This window comes from Anabaena sp. WA102, assembly GCF_001277295.1.
In the GTDB taxonomy this organism is placed as follows: Bacteria; Cyanobacteriota; Cyanobacteriia; order Cyanobacteriales; family Nostocaceae; genus Dolichospermum; species Dolichospermum heterosporum.
Window position 1 is genome coordinate 1,484,897 of sequence record NZ_CP011456.1, and the last position, 22,418, is coordinate 1,507,314.

Genomic DNA, 22,418 nt, shown 5'->3' on the forward strand with positions numbered 1-22,418 from the left:
TTTTATTTGGAAGTCTCTTAGTAACTATTACTAAATAGATCTATGAAATTACAAACTACTACCCAAGAAATCAAAGTAGTTACAGCTTACTATACACCAGAAGAATATTTAGAATTAGAAAAAAAAGCTGATTATAAAAACGAATGTTTCTTTATTATCGCTCAATTCCTGAATTTAAAGAATATATTTTAATTGACCAAACTAAATATTATGTGATGCAATATGTGAAAACTTCGGAAAATCAATGGATTTTAACGGAGTATGAAACTGAAGATGCTATGATAAATTTGTCATCAATTAATGTAGAATTATCTTTAAAGCAATTATATAAAAAAGTCAATTTCTCGGAAAATTTAGCATAAATAATCTCAGAATTTGATATGGCGGTTCTTGGTTGAGTGAAATACAAGAACCCCACCCCCAACCCCCTCCCCGCAAGCGATGAGGGGGCTAAGATGTAGCTCATAAGAGCGGAAACCGCTGTAATTACCTTTTTATTAACAACTAACAACTGATGACTAAATTACTCGTAGTAGCGACAGGAAACCCCGGAAAATTGAAGGAAATGCAAGCTTACTTAGCTGATTCTGGTTGGGAATTAGCTTTAAAACCGGAAGATTTAGATGTGGAAGAAACGGGAGAAACCTTTGCGGAAAATGCTTGTCTGAAAGCCTCAGAAATTGCTAAAGTTACGGGTAGTTGGGCGATCGCTGATGACTCTGGTTTAAAGGTAGATACCCTCAATGGTGCGCCGGGGGTGTATTCTGCTCGTTATGGGAACACGGATACAGAACGGATTGAGAGGTTATTGAGAGAATTAGGTGATCAGGAAAATCGCCAAGCTCAATTTGTGTGTGCGATCGCAGTTGCAAATCCTCAAGGAGAAATAGTAATTCAATCTGAGGGTATTTGTCACGGGGAAATTTTGTTTGCACCTTCTGGAGATGGTGGTTTTGGTTATGATCCGGTTTTTTATGTACCAGATAAACAATTGACTTTTGCTCAAATGACGACGGATTTAAAAAAATCAATTAGTCATCGTGGTAATGCTTTAAAAGCTTTAGTTCCCCGATTAAAAGCTCTAGATATACTATAATATATAGTATTATTTTGTTTTGAAAAGTAAGTAAATGAGGTAATTATGGAACAAACAATTACTATTACTTTCACACCAGAAGGAAACCTAGAACTTCCTCCAGAAATTCGAGAACAATTTGTTAATGGTCAAAAATATTCAGTTACCATGACTGAAGATGGTATTTTTTTTAAAAAAGCTGCTAAATTTGATTGGAATGAATTAAGGAAAAGAAGAGAAGCAGTAAATGATCCTCATCCTTTGACAACAGAAGAGATTTGTGAAATTGTGCGAGAAGTTCGCAGGGAAAATAACGAATAATGAAAGTTGTTTTAGAAATGATATTATATATAGTATCAAGTTTTTTGAGAATGAGAACTACTTACAAATAGAAAATTGTGATCTTATGACTAAAGTAGAATTTACTCTTCCCATTGATACCATCACAGATACTATCAGACAAGAAGCGGAAAATAAAGCTAGCGTAAAGAAGATCCCCGACTTCTTTTTTAATCTTGTCAATAAAATGTAAATTGATCTAAGAAGTCGGGGATCTGGATCTTGTGGTAAAATTGGCAACAAAATTCTGATACTATTATTGCTCCCACATTATTTTATTATGAAATCACTAATGCTTTACATCGCATGAATCAAGCAAATTTATTAACCATTGAGGAGACAAAAAAAGCTTTGCAAGATGCGTTAATTTGGGGATAGTTCTTTATGGAAGTTCTCAATTTCCCCAAGTTCACGAAATGGCACTAACTCTAGCAAAAACCCTCAAATTATCTGCTGATTATGATTCTCATTACCTAGTACAGGTTGGCGTAAATAACATGATCATTAAAATCTCTGAAAATTTGATTGATTACAAGGCTTGAAAATGATTTATTCACTTACGCCGTGTATTAGTACGTTTCAATGGAATTAAGCTATGAGACAGGGAATTCATTCCCTGGCGGTTGTGGAAGGCAACAGATAAGCCATTTTTAACTTAAGTTGACACCAATAAGCTTTTACTTTACCCCTACCTATAGAATCAAAGGACAAAGCCGTTTAGAGTATATATTACTTAAAGCCGATGATGAGATTTGAACTCACGACCTACTGATTACGAATCAGTTGCTCTACCCCTGAGCCACATCGGCGTACACAGTTACACATCATAACATAATTTATTGATGATAAAACCAAATTCTCCAAAAAATCTCAACCCGCAACAATATGAACGCCTCAAAGCCGAAGTAGCCGCACCCTATCGAGGGTTAAGGCAATTTATCTATATTGGTGTCGGTGCTTCTGGCTTTATTGGTGCATTCGTCTTCTTCTTTCAACTCCTAGCAGGACGCGATATTGAACAAGCAGCGCCTAATTTCGCAATCCAGCTAGGAGTAATTGGGTTAATGGTGTTTCTCTGGAAATGGGAAAACAGGAAGAATAGGCAAGAGGCAAAAGGCAAAAGGCAAGAGTAAATATTTCCCTGCCCTCTGCCTCTACCTACTTACCAGTTACCAAATATGGAGAATTAATGGGTTGAACACGACCAGCATTAACTAGGGCTTGATAGACAAAAGCCGCAATCTCGGCTCTAGTTGCTTGACGCTGAGGTGCAAGCTCTTTAACAGTAGGATAGTTAATGACTAATTGCCGTGAAGTTGCGGCTGCTACTGGACTAACTGCATAACTGGGAATTTGACTAGCATCAGTATAGAAGTTAATCACAGTCTGAGTATTCGCAGTTAAACCCAAACCATTAGCTAAAGCAACTATTGCTTGCACTCTAGGAATTTGTTGTTCTGGTTTAAAGGTTAAATCAGGATAACCAGACAGGAACGGACTACTAGAAGCTGTTTGAATGGCGCTATAAGCCCAATAATTGCTTTTGACATCGTTAAAAGTAATGCCTTTGCGTGTTGCTGAAGGTTTAAAAGCCTTATTGATAATGGCAGCAAATTGAGCGCGAGTTACAGGTTCATTGGGTTTAAAACTACCATCTGGAAAACCAGCGATAATATTTTGAGAAGCTAAGGCTTCAATGTAAGCTTTTGCCCAATAACCTGTTTGCACATCTTTAAAAGCAGTATTTCCAGTATTTCCAGTATTCCCAGTATTGTTATCGGGAGGTGTAGTCACCTTAGCCGCGACAAAATCCACAGCACCAAAAATCCGCTTCTCGTTGATATCGTTACCAATAGCGACAATTTTGCCAGCTTTAGTGGCATTGTTCACGTCATAACGGGCATTATCACGGATGAGGTTACCACCAGGATTTTCACTCGTACCCAAGTCAGGAACTGCACTAATAGTAGCGACAATACCATCTCGTTTATTACTGCGAATGGCATTTTTACGGAGTATGGGTTTTGCAGTTTCCGAGATAAAAAGACCGTCTGTATTTTGGGTGATATTGTTACTTTCTAATAAAGGTGTGGAACTACCACCAATCGCTACACCAAAACCAGTATCTTGAAACAAATTGCCACGAATCACACCTTGAGCCGATTTAGCTACGGAAATTCCATTCCCCTTATTTTTCAAAAAGATGTTATTTTCAATTTGGGGATTTCCCGTACCTGTCACAAAAATCCCTTCTCGGATGCTGTTAATAAAGGTACTATTTTTGATTGCAGGGTTACTGGATTCTACCCATACAGCCGTTCCCCGTGAATTGGGGTTGGTAAAAGTTAAACCTGTAATGATAGTGCCATTATTCGCTAACAGGGTAATATCCTGTCTAGCAAAAGTGCGACTGGTATAATAGCCACCACCGATAATGACGATTCCTTCACCTTTGTTGGATTCATTACCTTGAAGCGTGACTCCAGAATTGAGAACAAGGGGGAATGTTTCACCACTATCTTTACTATAGTTTCCAGGAGCAACCTGAACAACCGTCCCGGCTGTAGCTTTAGAAAGGGCAAAAGTGATAGTTTTATAGGGGGCTTCTGTAGTTCCATTACCGGAAGTATCTTTTCCAGTGACAGAGTTAACGTAAATGACAGTCCCACTAGCTGGTACTTGGGCTGTTAAAGTTGGGGACGCACCAGCTTTAAGTTGACTAAGTATGAGAGGAGAACTACCAGCAACTAATAACAAAGCGGTGAGACTGGTCTGTAAAGATAAACGAGAAATGTGAAAACCCTGATTTTTCATTTTTTTACTGAATTATGTGCTTTTAATTATGGTACTTTCACAAGAGTGCAGTGTAACAGATATTCATCTGCAAAACTTATATAATGACATTGAAAATTTCTTTTTGTAGAGTTCTCTAGAGAGAATATAGAACGCAATTTACCATGACATACTAGACATATCTAGACATCATGTGGTATGGTAGGACGAGTAACAAACTTAAGGACTTCCAATTAAAAAAATACCCAAAAATTTCTTGTGGTGCGGGACGAAAAGCCCGCTAATCATCAAGGACGGGCAGGACTTGTGCTGAGCTTGTCGATAGCGTAGCGTGGCGTTAGCCATAGTATGTCCATCCCACAAAATTGGGTAATTTATTTTTTGGTGTTCCCTTAGTCTAAACTCCAATTATTATTGTTGTTCTCTGTTATACATAAAAATTGAGGATAAGATTTCTTATCCCCAAAGTCCTTGCTTAAAGCAATTGGTAAATATTTGTTTTGTCAAAGGGTTAATAAGCTAAAGTTTCTAAAGTCTCTCTTAAATACATTTGTACTTGCTGATCTAGACGTAAACTTTGTAATTGAGCGTTACATTCTAATTGCCATCTTTGAAAACCAGAACTAGCAGAAATCACGTATTTCAGGTTATGCCAAAATTGAGTATTAGCAGATAATTGATGATTTATACGCTCACCATTGACATAGCCTTTGCTATCGGTACTATGCGCGTAGTTGCTAGAAGTTGGAAATTGAGCCATAATTCCTCATTCCTTGTTGTTCACTTCCAGATTTAGACAATTTGGGATTTTAGATTTCAGATTGATAATTTATTTCACATTCCCGGGAAAGACGTAAATCTAGTTACCCAAACCTAAAATTGAAAATTTTTGTTTAATCTGTTTTCAAGATAATGGTTTTATACCTGAAAATTCTGTCGCATTCATCACTAAATGCAGAGTTTTCTGCGAGAAATTTCTAAAACAACTTGTTTTCAATTAAACAGGGAATTTTTTTAAAATTTATAGCAAACCCAGGGGGTTAAGACATCAATAGATAATGAAACTCCGACCCAAACAGGATTTTACCTATTTCTTCCTTCTTTCTTCTGCCTTCGTGTTTTTTGTTTCTATCCCTACGGGACACGAACGTGGTTCATTAATTCCTAACTCCTTTTAAGCGGAGTGCTGATTTTACATTATTTGAGTGTTGAACTCGAAACAGTCTCAATTCAACACTCATCAACTCAGCACTCAACGCTGGATGCACGTCACTACTTAGTCATAGTTAAAGTCCGACGTTTAGTTACCAATTGGTAGGATTCAATGATGTCATTTTCCACCCAGTCATGGAACTTATCAATGCCGATACCACATTCATAACCTGCGTTGACTTCACGGGCATCTTCTTTCATCCGTTTGAGGGAATCGAGGACACCTTCATAAACTACCTTATTATGACGACGGACGCGGACTTTACAGTTGCGAACGAGTTTACCAGATTGCACATAACAACCGGCAACAGCACCACGACCAACTGGGAAGACAGCACGAACTTCTGTTTGTCCCAAAGGTTCTTCCACCAATTCTGGTTCGAGTAGACCTTCTAAAGCACCTTGGATATCTTCCAAGAGTTTGTAGATGATGTTATATTCTCGAACATCTACACCTGCTTCATCCGCAGCCTGTCTAGCTCCACTGGCGTAGGTGGTGTTGAAACCAATGATCACAGCGTTACTGGCAGCAGCTAAGTCTATGTCTGTTTCGGTGATTTCTCCAGCGGTAGCTAGGAGCATCCGAATTTGGACTTCGTTTTGCGGAATTTGGCGCAGAGAGCCGATAATGGCTTCCACAGAACCTTGTACGTCGCCTTTGAGGATGAGGTTGAGTTCTTTTAACTCGCCTTCTTGTGCTTGTGCTGACAGGGTAGTGAGAGTGACACGACCTTGTAACAATCGAGACTGACGTTGCTTGTCGGCGCGATCGCTGGCTATAGAACGAGCTTCTTTTTCGTTTTCATAAACCTCGAAATCATCACCAGCAGCAGGGACATCACTTAAACCCAATACTTCCACAGCAAAGGATGGACTAGCGATATCTACACGCTTACCGCGATCATTTACCATCGCTCGGACTTTACCGAAGGCTGAACCAGCGACCAGCATATCTCCAACGTGGAGAGTACCGTTTTGAATCAGCAAGGTAGCAACTGCACCTTTCGCCTTATCCAAATGAGCCTCAATGACTGTTCCTTTTGCGACCCGATCTGGATTAGCGGATAGTTCGGCTACTTCCGACACCAACATAATCATTTCTAGGAGGGTATCGAGATTTTCGCCCTTAATGGCACTAACGGGAACCATGATGGTTTCACCACCCCAATCTTCAGCGGTGAGACCGTAATTGGTGAGTTCCTGTTTAACCCGTTCTGGTTGTGCGCCTTCTTTATCAATCTTGTTGATGGCAACAACAATGGGAACATCGGCGGCTTTAGCGTGGCTAATAGCTTCGATGGTTTGGGGACGAACACCGTCATCAGCAGCTACGACTAAAACGGCAATATCTGTCACCCTAGCTCCTCTGGCACGCATCGCGGTGAAGGCTTCGTGACCAGGAGTATCGAGGAAAACAATCTGCTGTGGTTTACCTTCATGGACGATATCAACATGATATGCGCCGATATGTTGGGTAATACCGCCCGCTTCCCCAGAAGCAACTTTGGTTTTGCGAATTGAGTCGAGGAGAGTGGTTTTACCGTGGTCTACGTGACCCATGATGGTAACAACTGGAGGACGACGAATGAGGTGATCTAAGTCAGCCACGTCAATCATTTCTGTGACTTTCCGGGCTTCAGCTTCTCGTTCGACGATTTCGACTTCTACTTCTAGTTCTTTGGCGACTAGGGTAATGGTCGGAATATCCAAATTTTGGGTGATACTGACAGCCATGCCTTTCATAAACAGGATTTTGACAATCTCTGTATCGGCAATTACTAAGGCATCAGCTAACTCTTGGACTGTTAATGGACCAGTGACAGCTAGTGTGGCTGGACGATCTGGTTTTTGCTCGATATTTTCTTGACGACGATTGTGGTCGCGGGAAGAACTAGATTTCTTACCTCTGGTGGTAGGAGCAGCTACAACAGCTACAGTTGGCGCACCAGCACGAGTCCCTTTAGGTTTGGGTGGACGGGCAATAGAGAGACTAGCTTGGACGGTTGTGGAAATTTCTAGACCGTTTTCATCTAAATCATCCTCATCGAGTAAATCATCTTCTAAGATTGGTTTGACCCGTTTGCCCTTAGGTCCCAACTTAGCCTTTTCTTTGATTTCGTCAATGATTTCTTCTTCTTGCCATTTCTTCCCACCTTTGTTTAAACGCGGGGGTGTAGGGCGTTTTAAATCAAGGAGATCGGGAACAATTGGTGTTTCATCCAATGATTCTTTTTTTGCGCTGCCGGCATTATGCCTGGGTGGAGTTGCCGTGGGAATGGCTGCTGGTTCACCGGGACGTGCGGGTCTAGGACGTTGAATATCACCGCCAACGGATGGCCTGCCACTGCGCTGTTCTGGTCTTGTCGGGGCTGCTGAATTAGCCCGACTAGGTTTAGGTGGTGCAGATGGTGAACTTTGGTCAGATGAGGGCTTATTAACCTTACTTCTAACTGGTTGCCTGTCTTCCTCGACCCGCTGGGTGCGATCGCGTTTGAGCAGAGGTTTTTCCGATGTTCCGACTACCGGCGTATCTGGTGATTTTGTGCCATCTACTCTGGCAGGGGGCGAAACCAATTGGGGTTTTTGCGGTTTCTCTGGTTTAGGTCTAGGAGTAGATATCTTCTCTGATTTTTCCCCTACTACCTTTTCCGCCACCGGTTGAGGATTAGACACCTGTTCCGGTTGGGTAGGATTAGGTTTGAGCGGAGTCTCGGATTGATTCCGGGGAACTGGTCGAGTTGGTGCCGTCGGCTTCATAGATGAGACAGGTGTAGCGAAAGGCCGTGGAGGTGAAGGACTATTAGCCTCAGTAGCGTCAGTAGCAACTGAAGTATCTGGTGAGTTGGTAGTAGTGTTTCTCAATATTTTCGGTTTGCGAATTTCTAGAATTTGCTGTTTGTGATTGGCGCTGGAACGGTTTGGGGATGAATTTGGTTTATGGCCGTTTTTACCCTGTTCCTTTTTGGAGACTAAATTCGCGGCAGCCACTTTTTCGGCGGCGCTACGAATTTGTTCAGCTTCCGATTCGGAAATCGTACTGCTATGGCTTTTGACCGCAATATCGAGCTGATCGCAAATTGCTAGTAGCTCTTTATTGTCCAAATTCAATTCCTTTGATAAGTCATAGATTCTAACTTTTCCGTTGTTCATCCACTCTTTCCCCTTTAATTTACAGTTTTAATGGATGGTTGCCTGGTTTGTGACATCTCCACCCTTTGATCACTGTTTTTTCGGTTGCCCTTGGTGATATTGCCGGTGCCTCCAGTTAGGAAAGAGAGATGTTTCGGGTTAATACTGACATCTCCACCAGGAATGATGGTTGATGCAGAACTGCGATTTGACGCTACCAGGTTGCCATTTTTGGTTCTTTTGTTTTGCTGATTTGTGAGTCTTCCACAATACAATCAAAAAAAAACTTTTTGGGAGTAATGCCTTGCGTCTTGTCCAAAAAAAGGAGATCGAGAAAGCTAGTTACATCCATTTACTATTTTGGCACTAACTTGAGCGATACTAAAGGTTATGATCAGAGCGTGAATAGTTCGGCTTTTGTCATAATATCTTTAGAGGTTATCGCAATTTTAGTTGTTACCATTAAATCCGATTTTGGCGATCGCCGTGATTTAGACGTTGCCACAATGCTTGATACACTGTGTCTGGCACTGTCCCATGCAGCGATCTTCCTAGTCTATTTTTTTTCTGAGCTAGTTGCAGGCAACTCTCTTGCGGACAGATATAGGCAGAACGCCCCATGCCCTGATCTAATTGTACCTTTCCAGATGGAAAGACGCGGACAATCCGCCAAAACTCTTGTTTCAAGTTGACTTGACGACAACTAATACAACGCCGATAGTTCGGTTTCATCAGTCTTTTGCCAGATTCAGCTAGATATCTTCCTGATACTAAACAATGTATTTTTTAATGTCAGTTGTCATTGGGAAGAAATATTCCCCCTGCTCCCTGCTCCCTGCTCCCTGCTCCCTGCTCCCTGCTTCCCTTACTTTCTCAAATTATTGCAGGCAAATTTGGGGAATTAATCTTCCTCCCTATTGTTGAATCTATCCTCATCCAATTCTAATTCTTCTGCCATTTCATATTCTCGGTCAGACCTATCATCCTCATCATTTCGTGGTTGATTTTGCGCTCTCACCGCTGCAAATTTAATATCTTCAGCTTCCTGGTCATATTTAGCCTGATCTTTAATATCAATTTTCCAACCAGTGAGACGGGCTGCTAACCGCACATTTTGCCCTTCTTTACCAATAGCCAAACTTAGTTGATCTTCCGCAACTAACACATGAGTTTGGCGACTTTCTGGGTCCATCAGTCTAACTTCATCTACCCGTGCTGGACTTAAGGCATTAGCAATATAGGTAGCTGGATCTGGAGACCAGCGAATCACATCTATTTTTTCACCACGTAATTCATTAACTACTACCTGGATTCGTGATCCCCTCGCACCAATACAAGCGCCAACGGGGTCTACATCCCGATCTAAGGTATCAACAGCAATTTTTGTCCGGGGTCCGACATAACGAGAAGGAGGATTAGCCTCTCTGGCTACAGCCACAATCCGCACTACCTCATCTTCAATTTCTGGGACTTCATTGGCGAATAGATAAACTACTAAACCTGCATCAGCACGCGATACCATCAACTGTGGACCCCGTTGCTGTCCTTGGGAAACTTTTTTCAGATATACCTTAAAAGTTGCATTAGCACGATAGTTATCATTGGGTAACTGTTCTCGCTTGGGTAACTCCGCGTCTACCTCTGATTGTCCAAATCCACTACTCACAGCCAAAATCACAGACTGACGTTCAAATCGCAATACTCTAGCTTGTAAAACCGTGCCTTCTAAGTCTTGAAACTCTTCTTGCACCATTTGACGTTGTTGATCTCGCAACTTTTGCGCCAATACTTGCTTAGTTTGCATGGCTGCCATGCGCCCAAATTCACCCTGATCTGGGGTGACATCCAATACCACAGAATCTCCCAGTTGAGCTTCAGGGGCTACTTGCTGTACCTCATCTAAGGAAATTTGATGATCAGTATTACTAACTGCATCAACAATAGTTTTGGTGGAAAGAACCCGAAATCCCTCACCCTCTATATCCAATTCTACTTCAAAATTATTAAAATACTCTTCATCAAATTGTCTGCGTTCTAAATTTTGGGCGCGACGATAACGTTCGTAACCCTTAATTAAGGCTTCTCTAATAGCCGCTTGTACAGCCAAACGCGGCAAATTTCGTTCTTTGCTAATACTTTCAATTAGCTCTTTTAATCCAGATAAAGTCACCATTGACATACGCAATCTCCTAAAATTTTATGTAAGCTAGTCAGCACAATTAGATAATTGTTAAGAAATAATTGTTTTCTTCAATACCTTCGCCATTCTTTGTAGGTTGGGTTAAGCAACAGTGCAACCCAACGCATTTGTTGGGTTTCGTTCCTCAACCCAACCTACAAATCTACAAAGAATGGCGGTTTCCAATTTGGCGAAGGTATTGTTTCCATAACCAATTACTCCTTACCAGTTACCAGTTACCAGTCCCTAATCCAAAGTCTAAAATCTAAAATTGATTAGCTACGCTCATCTATTTGTACTTTGGTAATGAGGTCACGCGGGATTTTGATTACACGACCTTTTTGATTAAGGTAAACTGTGGTTTCATCCCGACGCACCAATAGACCTATCCAATCTTGCTGTTGTTCGTAGGGTGGGGAAGTGGAAATAACTACAGGAAATCCTTTGAAGGAAATAAACTCCCTGTCTGTTACCAGTTGCCGCGAAATACCAGGACTGGATACTTCCAATACATAAGCGTCTGGAATGATCTCTCCCGCATCTAATGACGCTTCTAAGGCACGGCTCATCCTTTCACAATCATTCAGGCCAATGTCCTGTAGAGGATTAAAGATATCTACTCGCAAGACTGGGGGGCTTTGGTTCGTATGAAAAACTATACTAACAACTTCCAATCCTAGTTCTGTGGCTACTGGTGTCGCCAAATCAATAATTTGTGGTATTAAAGGATGAGTCATGGGAGAATTCAATAAAAAAAGTGGGCTTCAACCCACTTCCTGCGACAGGGATATCTTCCAAGAAGTCTTGTGACGAACTGCATTAGTTCGCCCCTAAGATGAGTGTAGCCTATTTCTTCAGTTAGTCATGACAGACTTGAAAAAATGGTCATTGGTCATTGGTCATTGGTCATTGGTCATTGGTCATTGGTCATTGGTCATTGGTCATTGGTCATTGGGAAAATCTTTTTCTCTCTGTATTTTGCTTTTTGCCTCCAAATGTCAGGCAAATATCGTAAAGCTCCCCAGTTTCATCAACCAGGGAGCTAAAATTTTTAGTTCACCACAACGCCGTTTTACCTAAGTTTATGACCTGGTTAAACCAGGTGGGAACTGAGGGTTCTCATTTAAAGTTTCCGGGTACAAGCCCGGTATACTGCCACGAGAATTGTTTAGCTCCCTTGTTGTTAAAGACATAGATCAAAAAACTTGATGGCAGTCACCAATCGTCGTAGTGCAACTAACTCATTATAGCTTTGAAAAATAGTTTGTGTATTTATTTAGGGAAAATTTTGGCAAATTTTTGCTGGGGGATACCAGATGGATTCAATTTTGTGTATGGTGTCTTTGGCTTCATTGGGGGTATCTTGCTCTAGAAGAACGGTGATATGTCCTAGTTTACGTCCTGGACGAGCTTCTGTTTTGCCGTACCAGTGGACAGTAGCTTTGGGAATAGCGGCAAGTTGTTGACGTTGTTTCTGATAGTCGCTATGGCTGCTTTCATATCCTAGCAGATTAACCATCACAGCACTAGCACAACGTAATCTAGTATTGGTTAATGGTAAACCACACACCGCTCTCAGATGTAGTTCAAATTGGGAAGTTTCACAAGCATCCAGGGAAAAATGTCCAGAGTTATGGGTGCGTGGTGCTATTTCATTAATTAGAATTTTACCCGCGGCGGTGAGAAATAGTTCAATGCCACAGACTCCTACATATTGAAGGCTAGTTAATAGTTTATGGGCGATCGCTTCAATTTCTAAATTTTGCTCTTGGGTGATTTTAGCTGGGGCAATTACCCACCGACAAACCTGTTCTTCTTGGCGAGTTTCTACCGCTGGATAGATGATAATTTCCCCATTTACAGAACGGGCTGCAATTATCGCCAGTTCTTTGGTAAAAGGTACAAATTCTTCGACTAAAAACTGGGTACGACTTTGATTAACTATTTTTGATAAGGTCGGAAAATCGGGAATGATAAAAGTTCCTTGACCATCATATCCATGTCTTCGCGCTTTGAGAACCACCGGAAATCCCAAGTTTTCAATCTGAGATTCTACCGCTTTTTCCCCTGATAATGCTAAAAACTGAGGAACTGGCAAACCTAAATCCCGTAAATAGCACCGTTGTTCATATTTATCTAACAGAGGTGCTAAAGCTGCTAAGGTCGGACGAAAACAGACACCCTGTTTTTCTAGTAGTGATAAAGCAGCAAGATCCACAAACTCGTTTTCAAAGGTAACGATATCACACTTTGTTGCTAAAATTTCTGTGGCTGCGGCATCATCAACTGCGGCAAAAACACTATCTTGGGCAATAGATACGGCTGGATCATTTGCACTAGGAGTTTGGACTATTAATTCTACTCCCAGCTTGTTTGCCGCGCCTTTCATCATCCAAGCCAGTTGTCCACCACCGATTATACCAAGTTTTATTGACATCCTAACGACTCACGAGTTTCTACACCAGTTTGAGAATTTACACCGCTGGCTTTTTGACATAGCTCCTTAATTTGCGCTTTATCTAGAATTGCGTCTGTAAAATCTGCACCTGTGATATTAACATCTGTAAAGACAGTGCGGAGTAAAAGAGCTTCGATTAAAACGGCATTACTTAAATCAGCACCTATTAATTTTACCTCATTCATCATCGCATTGGTTAAATCTGCTCCATGCAAATTTGCCTTTGTCATGACTGAAGCACTGAAAACTGTTCCTCGCAAATCCGCACCTGTAAAGTTAGCCATTTCCAAGTTAGCGTTAGAAAATTCCGCAGCTTGTAAACTTTGTCCTGAAAAGTCTTGTCTTGACAACTCTGCATTACTATATGATAAAGGATGTGTCCAATCTGCTAATGCTGTTTGTGGGATGAACCAAAGCATAATTCCCAAAATCCATCCTAAGCCTTTTTGCCAAAACATAGTTGATGAGTCCCAATTAGTGATTAATAGTTAACAGTTGATAATTCGGGCGTTGCATGAAGGTTAATGGCAATTACTCCTTTTTCCAATTACTGTTTACAATAATTCATTAAATTTGATGACAAGTAAAGTTTTTTATCTTTTAAAGTCTAGTAGTGAAAAAAACTGATAATGTATGGATCGTAGAGGTAGCCGTGGGGGCGGGGTTTTTGATGCCTAAAAATATTTGATAACCATTTAAATGTTGACATGAAATTGAATATCATCAGCAACGGTTATAGCGAGTATGTACTTAAATAAGGTAAAAAGTTTATGGGAAAAATTATCCAGTAGAAATCTTTTACTTATTGACTGCTGCTATATCTGACTAAGAATCTTGAACTTATTAAAATTGACGAACAGCATACATCAATAATACAAAATTGGTATTTATATGATAAATCATTACTCTATTCAATGGATTGAAGCGTGGTGCTTAGAAAATGGCTGGACAGATTTATTTGTCGAGAGACGTGGTAATTATTGGGCGTTTCCTCCGGGGGGAGTGATGCCAGAACCAATTCCCATGAATGTGTTAAGAGTAATTAAAGAAGAAAACGGCTTAACCAATCAGGAAATTTACTGGGCTTTTGCTGCCATATCCACCACTATTTTAGCAGTGATTTATACTTTTTTGTGGAAATGTCCGATTCCTTTAGTGTTATCTTTTGCGTTTAATGCTGTCACAGTGGCACAATTTGAACCAGAGGATATTTAGAGTTTTGCAGATGAAAATTAAAAATTAAGATATTAAGATTAATCCATTGACCTAAAACTCAAACCTCAGTGCGTCTTTGCGCCTTTGCGCCTTTGCGTGAGACTAAAATTCATACTCTTAATCAGCAACGCCCCTTTTTTGAAAAATTTCTGACTGCTGACTTATTTTGTAAGTTATATGATTAAAATATCATTAAAAATGAAAATGAAATTCGCTGAATATGGATAACTTTTCCTTGTATAATCAAGACTTCTATGCTTGGACACAACAACAAGCAAAAGCTTTAGAACAAAAGCTAGTTGTAGAATTAGACTGGCAACATTTGCAAGAGGAAATTCAATCTTTGGGAAGACATGAATATCGAGAATTGATAAGTCGTTTGGGTGTGTTAATTGGTCATTTATTGAAATGGGAATATCAACCTGAACAACGTTCTCGCAGTTGGTTTCTCACAATTAGAGAACAACGTCGTGCTATTCAAAGACATCTCAGACAAAACCCTAGTTTAAAATCTCGGATAACAGAAGCTATGTTAGATGCTTTTGAAACAGGAGTTGATTTAGCCTTACGAGAAACTAATTTACCATTAAGAACTTTTCCTGAAGATTGCCCCTATTTATTTGATGATATAATTGCTGATAATTTTCTGTGCGATACTCTTCAAGATTGGGAAGGATAATTTTTCTATAAGTCAATGAAGAAAGAATTAACCGCAGATGGAAGAGGATAAACACAGATGAACGCAGATAATTTTGTACTTCATTAGACGAAGAAGCCTCATATTAAAGTCCTTCACGCAATCCCATGGCTATTTTACTGTGTTTTTCGATTTGTCCCATCACCTGTTTTGGCCCGTTGAATTACCACTGTCGGTAAACCTGCTAATCTTCCGGCTTCTATTCCGTAGGACTTATCAGCGCCACCGGGTTGAACTTGATGTAAAAAGATGATTTGGTCTGGTAATTCTTTAACTGTAACTTGATAATTTGCGACATTGGAAACAATTGTAGCTAATTCATTTAACTCATGATAGTGGGTAGCAAAAATCGTCCGCGATTTAATCTCAACTGCTAAATATTCTGCTACAGCCCAAGCAATTGATAAACCATCAAAAGTTGCTGTTCCGCGACCAATTTCATCTAACAAAACCAAAGATTTTGCCGTTGCATGATTGAGGATATTGGCAGTTTCATTCATTTCCACCATAAATGTAGATTGACCAGTAGCCAAGTCATCCACCGCACCAACACGGGTAAAAATGCGATCGCACACTCCCAATTTAGCAGACCGCGCCGGCACAAAACTACCCACCTGCGCCATTAACTGAATTAAACCAACTTGACGCAAATAACAACTCTTACCACTCGCATTTGGACCGGTTAAAATCACTAAATCAGGGGAAGATAAATTCTTCTTTTCCTCTTCCTTCGCTTCCTTCGCTCCTTCGTGGTTCATTTCCTTCCCCCCTAAGCAAGTCGAATTAGGGACAAAAAAACCAGCAGGTAAAGACTGTTCTACCACTGGGTGACGACCATCAATTACGTCAATTTCCCGACCCGTAACCATCTCAGGACGACAGTAACCTTGATGGACAGCTAATTCCGCCAAACCACATAATACATCCGACGCGGCTACTGCACGGGCAATATTCCGAATGATTTCATCTTGAGAACCCACTTCATTGCGTAATGCTTCAAAAATCTGATATTCCAACTGATTTAAATCATCTCGCGCTGTGAGGATGCGTGCTTCTCGTTCTTTTAAATCAGGAGTGATGTAACGTTCCTCATTTGTTAAAGTTTGTCTACGAATGTAATTATCGGGAACTTGGTCGGATTTACTGCGGGAAATACTGATATAATAACCAAAAGTTTTATTAAATCCTACCTTCAAAGTGGGGATTCCTGTTCTGGCTCTTTCATCAACTTCTAAGTTGGCAATCCATTGTTGATCACTTTCCACAGTGGCTTTTCTTTCATCCAACAACGGATTCATCCCCGCCCGAATTAAACCACCTTCTTTGAGATGAGTCGGTGGTGATTCTACGATGTGAGCGTGTAATTTTTCTGCTAGTTCTTCGAGGATGGGTGGGACTTTTTGCAAAGCTTTTAAGAACGGGGAACGGGCATCGGCAACTAAGCGAGATAATTCGGGTAAACGGGAGAAAGAATCAGCTAAGGCGACTAAATCCCTGGCATTTGCTCTACCAGAGGCGGCTCTGACTGTTAACCGCTCTAAATCATAAATTTGTCTTAATAACTGCCGCAGGTCTTGACGTAAGGGCGTATTTTCTACTAATTCTTGGATGGTATCTTGGCGGGATTTAATCCCTTTAATCTCCAGTAGCGGTTGTAACAACCATCTTCTTAAAGCTCGGCTACCCATTGCGGTGCTAGTTCTATCTAAAGCCCATAATAGAGAACCGTGAAATGTACCATCGCGGACGGTTTGGGTAATTTCTAGGTTACGACGGGTTTGATGATCGACGATTAAATAATCAGTTAAGGTATAGGTGCGTAATAATTGCAGGGAGACAGGATGGGCTTTTTGTGTGTCTTCGATGTATTCTAAAAGACCACCAGCAGCGCGAACTGCGAGGGGTAAATGTTCACAACCTAAACCTTCGAGCGATCGCACTTTGAATTTCTGCAATAATTTACTTCTAGCTTCTGCTTGGGAAAAGGGGACTTGCGATCGCAAACTATAGCAAAATGATGGTGGTAAACATTGGGGAAGAGATGGGGAGGTTTCCCCAGGACGCAGTAAACTACCTAAATCGGGGGCGTTGGTGGGAAACAGGACTTCTGAAGGTTGCAACCGCATTAACTCTTGAGTCAGGTGTTCTAAATCACTACCTTGAGATGTGAGAAATTCTCCTGTTGATATATCTGCGTAGGCTAAACCCCAATGATTGACAGCAATTACCACAGCCGCTATGTAGTTATTCCGACTGGCTTTGAGCATCCCCTCTTCTAATAATGTCCCTGGAGTGAGGATGCGCGTTACTTCTCGCTTGACCAAACCAATGGCATCAGCGGAGTCTTCTACTTGGTCGCAAATTACCACTGCATAACCTTTTTCCACCAGTTGAGTTGTGTAGCGTTCCCAAGCGTGATGAGGTACACCTGTCATGGCAACGCGACCGACTTCACCACCATGTTTACTGGTTAAAACTAATTCTAATTCCCTGGAGACAGTTACAGCGTCTTGAAAAAAAGTTTCAAAAAAATCACCAACTCTGTACAGTAGCAACGCATGAGGATATTTATCTTTCACTTCTACATAATGCTGATACATCTTACTCAGCTTACTGCGATCTTCTACCAGATTTGTATCAGTAAGTGATGCGTTGGGTTGATTGGATTCTGGTGTGGAAGTCGTCATGGTAGATGCTGAGAATTTATTGGCAACAGATTTTTGGCACTCTATTCGATCATAGCTTGATGTGGGGGATAGGGTGCGATCGCTTAAGGTTTATTTATTTTTAGTTAGGGTTACTGTTGATCCAGCCATTTTTGCCGTTATTGTGGTAAAAATGCGATCGCATACAATAATCGAGTTATGGAAATGCGATCGCACACAATAATAGAATTATGGAAATGCGATCACAGATATTTAAGCTAGTTTTTTTCTAATTATCATCAGTATTCGAGCATTCTATGAAGCTAAAACCATCATAATGATCACTGTTAACTCCTATTTTACAAAAATTATCACGTATTGGTCTTGTGACTTTTCTACTAGTCTTGTCATAATCTGTAGCTAGTTTAAAGCCTTTAGATCAACAAAAAGCTTTAGCTGCTGGTTCACCACAATTAGCATCCCAAGTCAAACACCAGTCTAAATCAACACTGCGAGTACGTGGTCTATTAAAAGTTTTTGTTTCAGCTTGTGCAGGTGCATTAAAGATAGCAGGTGCAATTGCCATAGTGAAGAGTGGTATGGTCAATGTCAGAAATAATTTACGCATTGTGAGTCCTCCTAAAAATAATTAAAAATTAAGACATCGCATAATGGCATTTAAAGCACTTGTTGAAGATAGAGACAACAGGCGTTTAAATCCTTATCTACTTCTTGTTGGTACTCCAATTTATTCATGTCAATACTCTACAGCTATGTATAAAAATTAAAGGTCGGAAAAGGTCGGATATTTTTGATAAGTAAATTTATGTAAACTTTTTAAATAAAAAAAGACTATACTCTGCAATGTATGCTGTAATAGGCTGCAATTTTTCTTTCTTAATTGTAGTTTTAAATAAACAAAACTTACTATTTATACATATACTTATAAATTAATCTAATATCGTGCTAGAGCATAATACTTACATCAAAAAGAGCTTTGCTTAGTTGGAAACTACATAAACAAGCCTATATACATATAAATTAATAAAAATATTATCATTTACTACTGCAATACTTAATTCCATAAACAAAAGTTTTGTGATGGTTATAAACTATGGTTTTTCTGATAATTTCCTTAATCCTGTAAAAATTCATCAACCATAGAAGAGAATGGAAATAAAATATTAACTTATCTCCATTAGTTATTCTTGGCATTTGTAATAAACTATTAAAAGTCAAAAAATCTAAATCCTGCATCATTTTGATCACAATTTCATTAATACTCATCGTATATATTTTTTTTCCCCTAATTATCGCATCCTGATATGATTCATAAAATAACATTTTTCCCAAACCCATACCCCTATATTCTTCCATCACAAATAATGCAGCTATCTTATGCCAATTTGCATGAAAATCATAATTTAAACAAGCTCCTACCATCTTACCATTTTCATCTTCCGCAACTATAATATATTCGGCTGACATCCATTCCGTTAATGAATAACCCATAATATTAGGTGTTAGTTTTATTTGTCTAACAAGTAACTCTGCTTCTGCTTTTGTAACTTTTCTTTTGGAGATTTTGAACATAAATCAAGGAGGTAGTGAAAAATTGGTATTGCTGAATTGAGAGGTTGTTTGAAAACTTTTTCGTGTGGGATCTGACACCCGCAGATCCCCCTAAATCCCCCTTGAAAAGGGGGACTTTGAGGAATTTAGCCCCCCTTACAAAGGGGGGTTGGGGGATCTCGATTAATTCTGATACTTTTCAAATATCCTCTGAGGTATGAAAATCAAAAATTCCCTTCCTGAAACTCTTAATCTTTGCGCCTTTGCGTGAGACTAATTCATAGTTTCATTCACCAACGCCGAAAAATTTCCTATTAGAACCACAAAATTCTATAGCAGTATCCACATGAGATATATTATAGCCCCCTCCTCGCTTGCGGGGAGGGGGTTGGGGGGTGGGGTTCTTGTATTTCACTCAACTAAGAGGGTGTTTGAAAAGTTATGGTTGATGTATCAAATATTTTTTACCCCTCCCTAACCCTGCCCTTGTAAAGGGGAGGGAACTGGATTTTTATTGTTTCCCCCCTTTACAAGGGGAAAGGGGGGTAGCAATGTGATGAAAATTACGGAATACCACTTTTAAAACATCCTCTAAGAACCGCTATATATATCAACTAGACCATTTGAAATAAGACGTAAATATCAAATAGATTATTTTTAATAAAAATATTATACAAATTATCCAAAAGAAAAAATTTGATATAAAAATTTTCTTTAACAAATTTAAAGGATTATACTTTTTTTCAATTTCACTGAAATCACAGTTTAAATTAAATAAAACTTCGTTAGTTTGATCTAATATTTTATTGTATCCTAATAATCCCCATAGAATCAATGTACTTATAGGAGGAACTAAGCTAAATGTAAGAAATAATTGTGTCCATGTATAGGCACTTTTTGAAAAATTACTTGTATCCAATGTAGAAATAGCAATTTGAATCCCTAAAAATAGATTAAGATGCGGTTGAGTTTTTCGACCAAACTCTAAATATATTTGCTTTAATTGCTGAATAATTCCCTGATTAATCACAGAAATATCCTCAGCAGTATATTTTCCTGAATCCTTACTAATTTCTCCTAGATAGTTTTTATATTCTTGCATTTTTAGACCAATCCGCTTACAATCTTCTATCACAATATTTATACTCAAATTGGCTAAAACAGAACCTATACAAATAAAGTTAATTAAGGAATATGGCAAATAACATATATAGGGTAGTAGATAACTATCAAAATATTCATTGTTGCTAACTTGATCATTTGCCAATAATTCATGAGGAGCATACCACAAGTGATGAAATAGCACAATAGTTAAAAATATTAAGGCTATAGAAAACATTACCTTGCGTCTGAAAACAAACTTTTTATCCAAGATCAAATGAATGACATCTTGCTTAAATTCATAACCTACTAAATACACTTCTAACATTAATAAAAAACAAGTACGAATAAATTCATATATCACTCCCATTCCATTTTGATTAAATGCAAGCTGCCAAGGGTTACTGTCAATTATTATATATGAAAAAGATAGTGATGTACCACTAATTACAGATAGAATAATTGCTATAGTTGCTAATACACCATGACTCAAAAATTTGTTTAAAAATTTGATATTTTTTGAATCAGAATTTATCTCTGATGAGGGAGATACTGATATTAAAGATAATTGTTTATCAATCCAATCTTCATTAAAAACTTTTTCATATATAGGGTTATAAATACTCATTTTTCCTTGTTGTTTAACTACCAGTCCTGACAATCTTAATGCCATTTTTTCCGGTGTATCATCAGTATCTATGCTGTAACTTCTCAATATTTGTCTATAAATTTCTAACTTTTTATAAATAAGTTCCTTCTCCGCAATCAGCCGATTCCTAATAGTTCTTAAATGTTCCGGTTCGTCTTGAAATTCCCAATTTTTAATAATATAATTTTGCACTAGATTATTAATATTAGGCTTTCGGGTTTCAGCTTTTTCAATAATTAATTTGCATAGTTTTTGAGTTAGAAATGGTTGTCCTCCAGTCCAATATAATATCTGTTCTAAAACAATTTCAGGATCATCTACCTTTTCAAGCAATCCTTGAGATAAAGATGGGATCACTTCTTGTATTTTGAACCCAGTCAACTCAATTGTTCTACCAATATTAAATGGTGTACCCATTTTATCCTTTAAATCTGATGGTGTTACCACTCCCAGTAAACAAAAAGTAACTCGTTTATATTCTGTTTTTTCTGCACGTTGATTATAGCAAGCACGAATAAATTCTAAAAATTCATCTTTAGTTTCTCTGTTAATTAGGTTATCAATTTCATCAATAAAAATAACAATATCTTGAGGTAATTTGGTTAATAAAACTTTGTCAATAAACTGACTTAATCGCTGCACTGGTGACAAAAATATATGGTTTTCCCACCATTGAGAAAAAGTAGATGAGTCATCAAAAAAACCATTCCACAATTCAAAGGTTATACCCGCATAGAAATTTTCAGCAGTGGATTCACAGCTACCAATAGTTGTCATATCAATGGAAGTACATCTTATTCCTGTATACTCAAGTTTTTCTCTAGTTTGTACCCGCAAGCTAGATTTTCCCATTTGTCGAGAATTGAACACACAACAAAAATCTCCATTTTTTAAACCTTGATACAGTTCTTCATCTGCTTGTCGTTTTACATAGCTGGGAATGTCAGATGGTAAACTACCCCCAACTTTGTAATAATTAAAAGCTGACATAATTGATACGCCAGAGTTCATTTGTGTGGATAATAAAAATTAATTGTTACAACTTAGATGGGATTACTATATCACATTGAGGTAAGAATTCAGGTGGGGTGATAAGATCCCCGACTTCTTTTATTTAGAGAACTCCACAGAAAGAAATACCCAATGTCATTCTGTTCGCGCAGCGTGGCGTTAGTCATATGAAACGAAGTGAAATGAAGCAATCGCCAGGGTTGTGATTGCTTCCCTTCCCTCCCAATGACTGTAAATATTTTTGTCTAATTACTTATTGTGTCCACAAATTATAAATTGATGTCAGAAGTCGGGGATCTGGGTATAAACGAGTGCTATAGCTGAATACTTACACATTGAGACT

The 22,418-nt window shown here is 39.1% G+C and carries 20 protein-coding genes, 1 tRNA gene, 1 other RNA gene and 1 pseudogene; 9 read left to right on the plus strand and 14 right to left on the minus strand.

All coding sequences use genetic code 11. From position 1 onward, the window contains the following. Positions 1-42 precede the first annotated feature (42 nt). From AA650_RS28600 to AA650_RS06360, 4 genes are all read left to right on the plus strand, one after another. A complete protein-coding gene (locus tag AA650_RS28600) occupies positions 43-192 on the plus strand; it encodes a hypothetical protein (protein ID WP_234413320.1) in 150 nt (49 codons plus the stop codon). A gap of 20 nt (positions 193-212) precedes the next feature. Then, a complete protein-coding gene (locus AA650_RS28605) occupies positions 213-362 on the plus strand; it encodes a hypothetical protein (protein ID WP_234413322.1) in 150 nt (49 codons plus the stop codon). Between the two features lie 152 nt (positions 363-514). Continuing rightward, the gene (gene rdgB / locus AA650_RS06355) at positions 515-1,096 is read left to right on the plus strand and encodes an RdgB/HAM1 family non-canonical purine NTP pyrophosphatase (RefSeq protein ID WP_053538408.1); all 582 of its coding nucleotides are present in this window, start codon (positions 515-517) and stop codon (positions 1,094-1,096) included. Positions 1,097-1,141: 45 nt separating this feature from the next. Further along, entirely contained in the window at positions 1,142-1,396 is a 255-nt protein-coding gene (locus AA650_RS06360; RefSeq protein ID WP_053538409.1) for a hypothetical protein, read from the plus strand. A gap of 755 nt (positions 1,397-2,151) precedes the next feature. Here the strand turns inward: AA650_RS06360 and AA650_RS06365 are convergent. Beyond that, positions 2,152-2,223, minus strand: a tRNA-Thr gene (locus AA650_RS06365). A gap of 33 nt (positions 2,224-2,256) precedes the next feature. Here AA650_RS06365 and AA650_RS06370 point away from each other — a divergent pair. Beyond that, positions 2,257-2,547, plus strand: a complete 291-nt coding sequence (locus AA650_RS06370) for a DUF3493 domain-containing protein (protein ID WP_039200401.1) — start codon at positions 2,257-2,259, stop codon at positions 2,545-2,547. Between the two features lie 25 nt (positions 2,548-2,572). Here the strand turns inward: AA650_RS06370 and AA650_RS06375 are convergent, their stop codons facing one another. The 6 genes from AA650_RS06375 to rimP form a co-directional block, all read right to left on the minus strand. Continuing rightward, a complete protein-coding gene (locus AA650_RS06375; protein ID WP_053538410.1) occupies positions 2,573-4,228 on the minus strand; it encodes a DUF1565 domain-containing protein in 1,656 nt (551 codons plus the stop codon). Positions 4,229-4,718: 490 nt separating this feature from the next. Then, entirely contained in the window at positions 4,719-4,967 is a 249-nt protein-coding gene (locus tag AA650_RS06380) for a hypothetical protein (protein WP_039205187.1), read from the minus strand. A 512-nt stretch (positions 4,968-5,479) separates the two neighbouring features. Further along, positions 5,480-8,569, minus strand: coding sequence for a translation initiation factor IF-2 (infB, locus tag AA650_RS06385; RefSeq protein WP_053538411.1), 3,090 nt, complete (start codon positions 8,567-8,569; stop codon positions 5,480-5,482). Positions 8,570-9,010: 441 nt separating this feature from the next. After that, the gene (locus tag AA650_RS06390; protein WP_053538412.1) at positions 9,011-9,280 is read right to left on the minus strand and encodes a YlxR family protein; all 270 of its coding nucleotides are present in this window, start codon (positions 9,278-9,280) and stop codon (positions 9,011-9,013) included. A 169-nt stretch (positions 9,281-9,449) separates the two neighbouring features. Continuing rightward, positions 9,450-10,727, minus strand: a complete 1,278-nt coding sequence (gene nusA / locus AA650_RS06395) for a transcription termination factor NusA (protein ID WP_174763439.1) — start codon at positions 10,725-10,727, stop codon at positions 9,450-9,452. Between the two features lie 275 nt (positions 10,728-11,002). Then, the gene (gene rimP, locus AA650_RS06400; RefSeq protein WP_053538413.1) at positions 11,003-11,464 is read right to left on the minus strand and encodes a ribosome maturation factor RimP; all 462 of its coding nucleotides are present in this window, start codon (positions 11,462-11,464) and stop codon (positions 11,003-11,005) included. A gap of 144 nt (positions 11,465-11,608) precedes the next feature. Between rimP and AA650_RS28610 the strand changes: the two genes are divergently transcribed. Continuing rightward, a complete protein-coding gene (locus AA650_RS28610) occupies positions 11,609-11,773 on the plus strand; it encodes a hypothetical protein (protein ID WP_234413324.1) in 165 nt (54 codons plus the stop codon). 6 nt (positions 11,774-11,779) lie between these two features. On the opposite strand, the gene ssrS is transcribed toward AA650_RS28610, so the two are convergent. The 3 genes from ssrS to AA650_RS06410 all read right to left on the minus strand — a co-directional run bounded on the left by ssrS (position 11,780) and on the right by AA650_RS06410 (position 13,643). Beyond that, a non-coding RNA gene (ssrS, locus tag AA650_RS26170) (6S RNA) lies at positions 11,780-11,964 on the minus strand. A 39-nt stretch (positions 11,965-12,003) separates the two neighbouring features. Beyond that, complete coding sequence (locus AA650_RS06405; protein WP_053538414.1) at positions 12,004-13,164, minus strand: 5-(carboxyamino)imidazole ribonucleotide synthase; 1,161 nt, start codon at positions 13,162-13,164, stop codon at positions 12,004-12,006. After that, positions 13,155-13,643, minus strand: a complete 489-nt coding sequence (locus AA650_RS06410; protein ID WP_039205198.1) for a pentapeptide repeat-containing protein — start codon at positions 13,641-13,643, stop codon at positions 13,155-13,157. Before AA650_RS06410 ends, AA650_RS06405 begins: the two co-directional genes overlap by 10 nt. A gap of 433 nt (positions 13,644-14,076) precedes the next feature. Here AA650_RS06410 and AA650_RS06415 point away from each other — a divergent pair, with 433 nt between their 5' ends. Both AA650_RS06415 and AA650_RS06420 read left to right on the plus strand, forming a co-directional pair. Beyond that, the gene (locus AA650_RS06415; RefSeq protein WP_053538415.1) at positions 14,077-14,400 is read left to right on the plus strand and encodes a hypothetical protein; all 324 of its coding nucleotides are present in this window, start codon (positions 14,077-14,079) and stop codon (positions 14,398-14,400) included. A gap of 220 nt (positions 14,401-14,620) precedes the next feature. After that, a complete protein-coding gene (locus AA650_RS06420; RefSeq protein WP_053538416.1) occupies positions 14,621-15,079 on the plus strand; it encodes a DUF29 domain-containing protein in 459 nt (152 codons plus the stop codon). 103 nt (positions 15,080-15,182) lie between these two features. Here AA650_RS06420 and mutS read toward each other — a convergent pair. After that, positions 15,183-17,784: pseudogene (gene mutS, locus AA650_RS06425) on the minus strand (DNA mismatch repair protein MutS). 61 nt (positions 17,785-17,845) lie between these two features. Between mutS and AA650_RS28615 the strand changes: the two are divergent. After that, positions 17,846-17,986 (plus strand): hypothetical protein, encoded by a 141-nt coding sequence (locus AA650_RS28615; RefSeq protein ID WP_190382246.1) that lies wholly within the window; start codon positions 17,846-17,848, stop codon positions 17,984-17,986. 195 nt (positions 17,987-18,181) lie between these two features. Here the strand turns inward: AA650_RS28615 and AA650_RS06430 are convergent, their stop codons facing one another. The 3 genes from AA650_RS06430 to AA650_RS06440 form a co-directional block, all read right to left on the minus strand. Further along, positions 18,182-18,370 carry a hypothetical protein gene (locus AA650_RS06430; RefSeq protein ID WP_053538417.1) on the minus strand — a complete coding sequence of 63 codons (189 nt, stop codon included), beginning with the start codon at positions 18,368-18,370 and terminating at the stop codon, positions 18,182-18,184. A gap of 428 nt (positions 18,371-18,798) precedes the next feature. Beyond that, the gene (locus tag AA650_RS06435) at positions 18,799-19,335 is read right to left on the minus strand and encodes a GNAT family N-acetyltransferase (RefSeq protein ID WP_053538418.1); all 537 of its coding nucleotides are present in this window, start codon (positions 19,333-19,335) and stop codon (positions 18,799-18,801) included. Between the two features lie 589 nt (positions 19,336-19,924). After that, the gene (locus tag AA650_RS06440; protein WP_053538419.1) at positions 19,925-22,054 is read right to left on the minus strand and encodes an AAA-like domain-containing protein; all 2,130 of its coding nucleotides are present in this window, start codon (positions 22,052-22,054) and stop codon (positions 19,925-19,927) included. Positions 22,055-22,418: the final 364 nt, after the last annotated feature.

Excerpts from the sequence above, each read along its gene's own strand:
- AA650_RS28600 (WP_234413320.1), top strand. The coding sequence starts at position 43 with ATGAAATTACAAACTACTACCCAAGAAATCAAAGTAGTTACAGCTTAC.
- rdgB (WP_053538408.1), top strand. The coding sequence starts at position 515 with ATGACTAAATTACTCGTAGTAGCGACAGGAAACCCCGGAAAATTGAAG.
- AA650_RS06360 (WP_053538409.1), top strand. The coding sequence starts at position 1,142 with ATGGAACAAACAATTACTATTACTTTCACACCAGAAGGAAACCTAGAA.
- AA650_RS06370 (WP_039200401.1), top strand. The coding sequence starts at position 2,257 with ATGATAAAACCAAATTCTCCAAAAAATCTCAACCCGCAACAATATGAA.
- AA650_RS06375 (WP_053538410.1), bottom strand. The coding sequence starts at position 4,228 with ATGAAAAATCAGGGTTTTCACATTTCTCGTTTATCTTTACAGACCAGT.
- AA650_RS06380 (WP_039205187.1), bottom strand. The coding sequence starts at position 4,967 with ATGGCTCAATTTCCAACTTCTAGCAACTACGCGCATAGTACCGATAGC.
- infB (WP_053538411.1), bottom strand. The coding sequence starts at position 8,569 with ATGAACAACGGAAAAGTTAGAATCTATGACTTATCAAAGGAATTGAAT.
- AA650_RS06390 (WP_053538412.1), bottom strand. The coding sequence starts at position 9,280 with ATGAAACCGAACTATCGGCGTTGTATTAGTTGTCGTCAAGTCAACTTG.
- nusA (WP_174763439.1), bottom strand. The coding sequence starts at position 10,727 with ATGTCAATGGTGACTTTATCTGGATTAAAAGAGCTAATTGAAAGTATT.
- rimP (WP_053538413.1), bottom strand. The coding sequence starts at position 11,464 with ATGACTCATCCTTTAATACCACAAATTATTGATTTGGCGACACCAGTA.
- AA650_RS28610 (WP_234413324.1), top strand. The coding sequence starts at position 11,609 with ATGGTCATTGGTCATTGGTCATTGGTCATTGGTCATTGGTCATTGGTC.
- AA650_RS06405 (WP_053538414.1), bottom strand. The coding sequence starts at position 13,164 with ATGTCAATAAAACTTGGTATAATCGGTGGTGGACAACTGGCTTGGATG.
- AA650_RS06410 (WP_039205198.1), bottom strand. The coding sequence starts at position 13,643 with ATGTTTTGGCAAAAAGGCTTAGGATGGATTTTGGGAATTATGCTTTGG.
- AA650_RS06415 (WP_053538415.1), top strand. The coding sequence starts at position 14,077 with ATGATAAATCATTACTCTATTCAATGGATTGAAGCGTGGTGCTTAGAA.
- AA650_RS06420 (WP_053538416.1), top strand. The coding sequence starts at position 14,621 with ATGGATAACTTTTCCTTGTATAATCAAGACTTCTATGCTTGGACACAA.
- AA650_RS06430 (WP_053538417.1), bottom strand. The coding sequence starts at position 18,370 with ATGCGTAAATTATTTCTGACATTGACCATACCACTCTTCACTATGGCA.
- AA650_RS06435 (WP_053538418.1), bottom strand. The coding sequence starts at position 19,335 with ATGTTCAAAATCTCCAAAAGAAAAGTTACAAAAGCAGAAGCAGAGTTA.
- AA650_RS06440 (WP_053538419.1), bottom strand. The coding sequence starts at position 22,054 with ATGTCAGCTTTTAATTATTACAAAGTTGGGGGTAGTTTACCATCTGAC.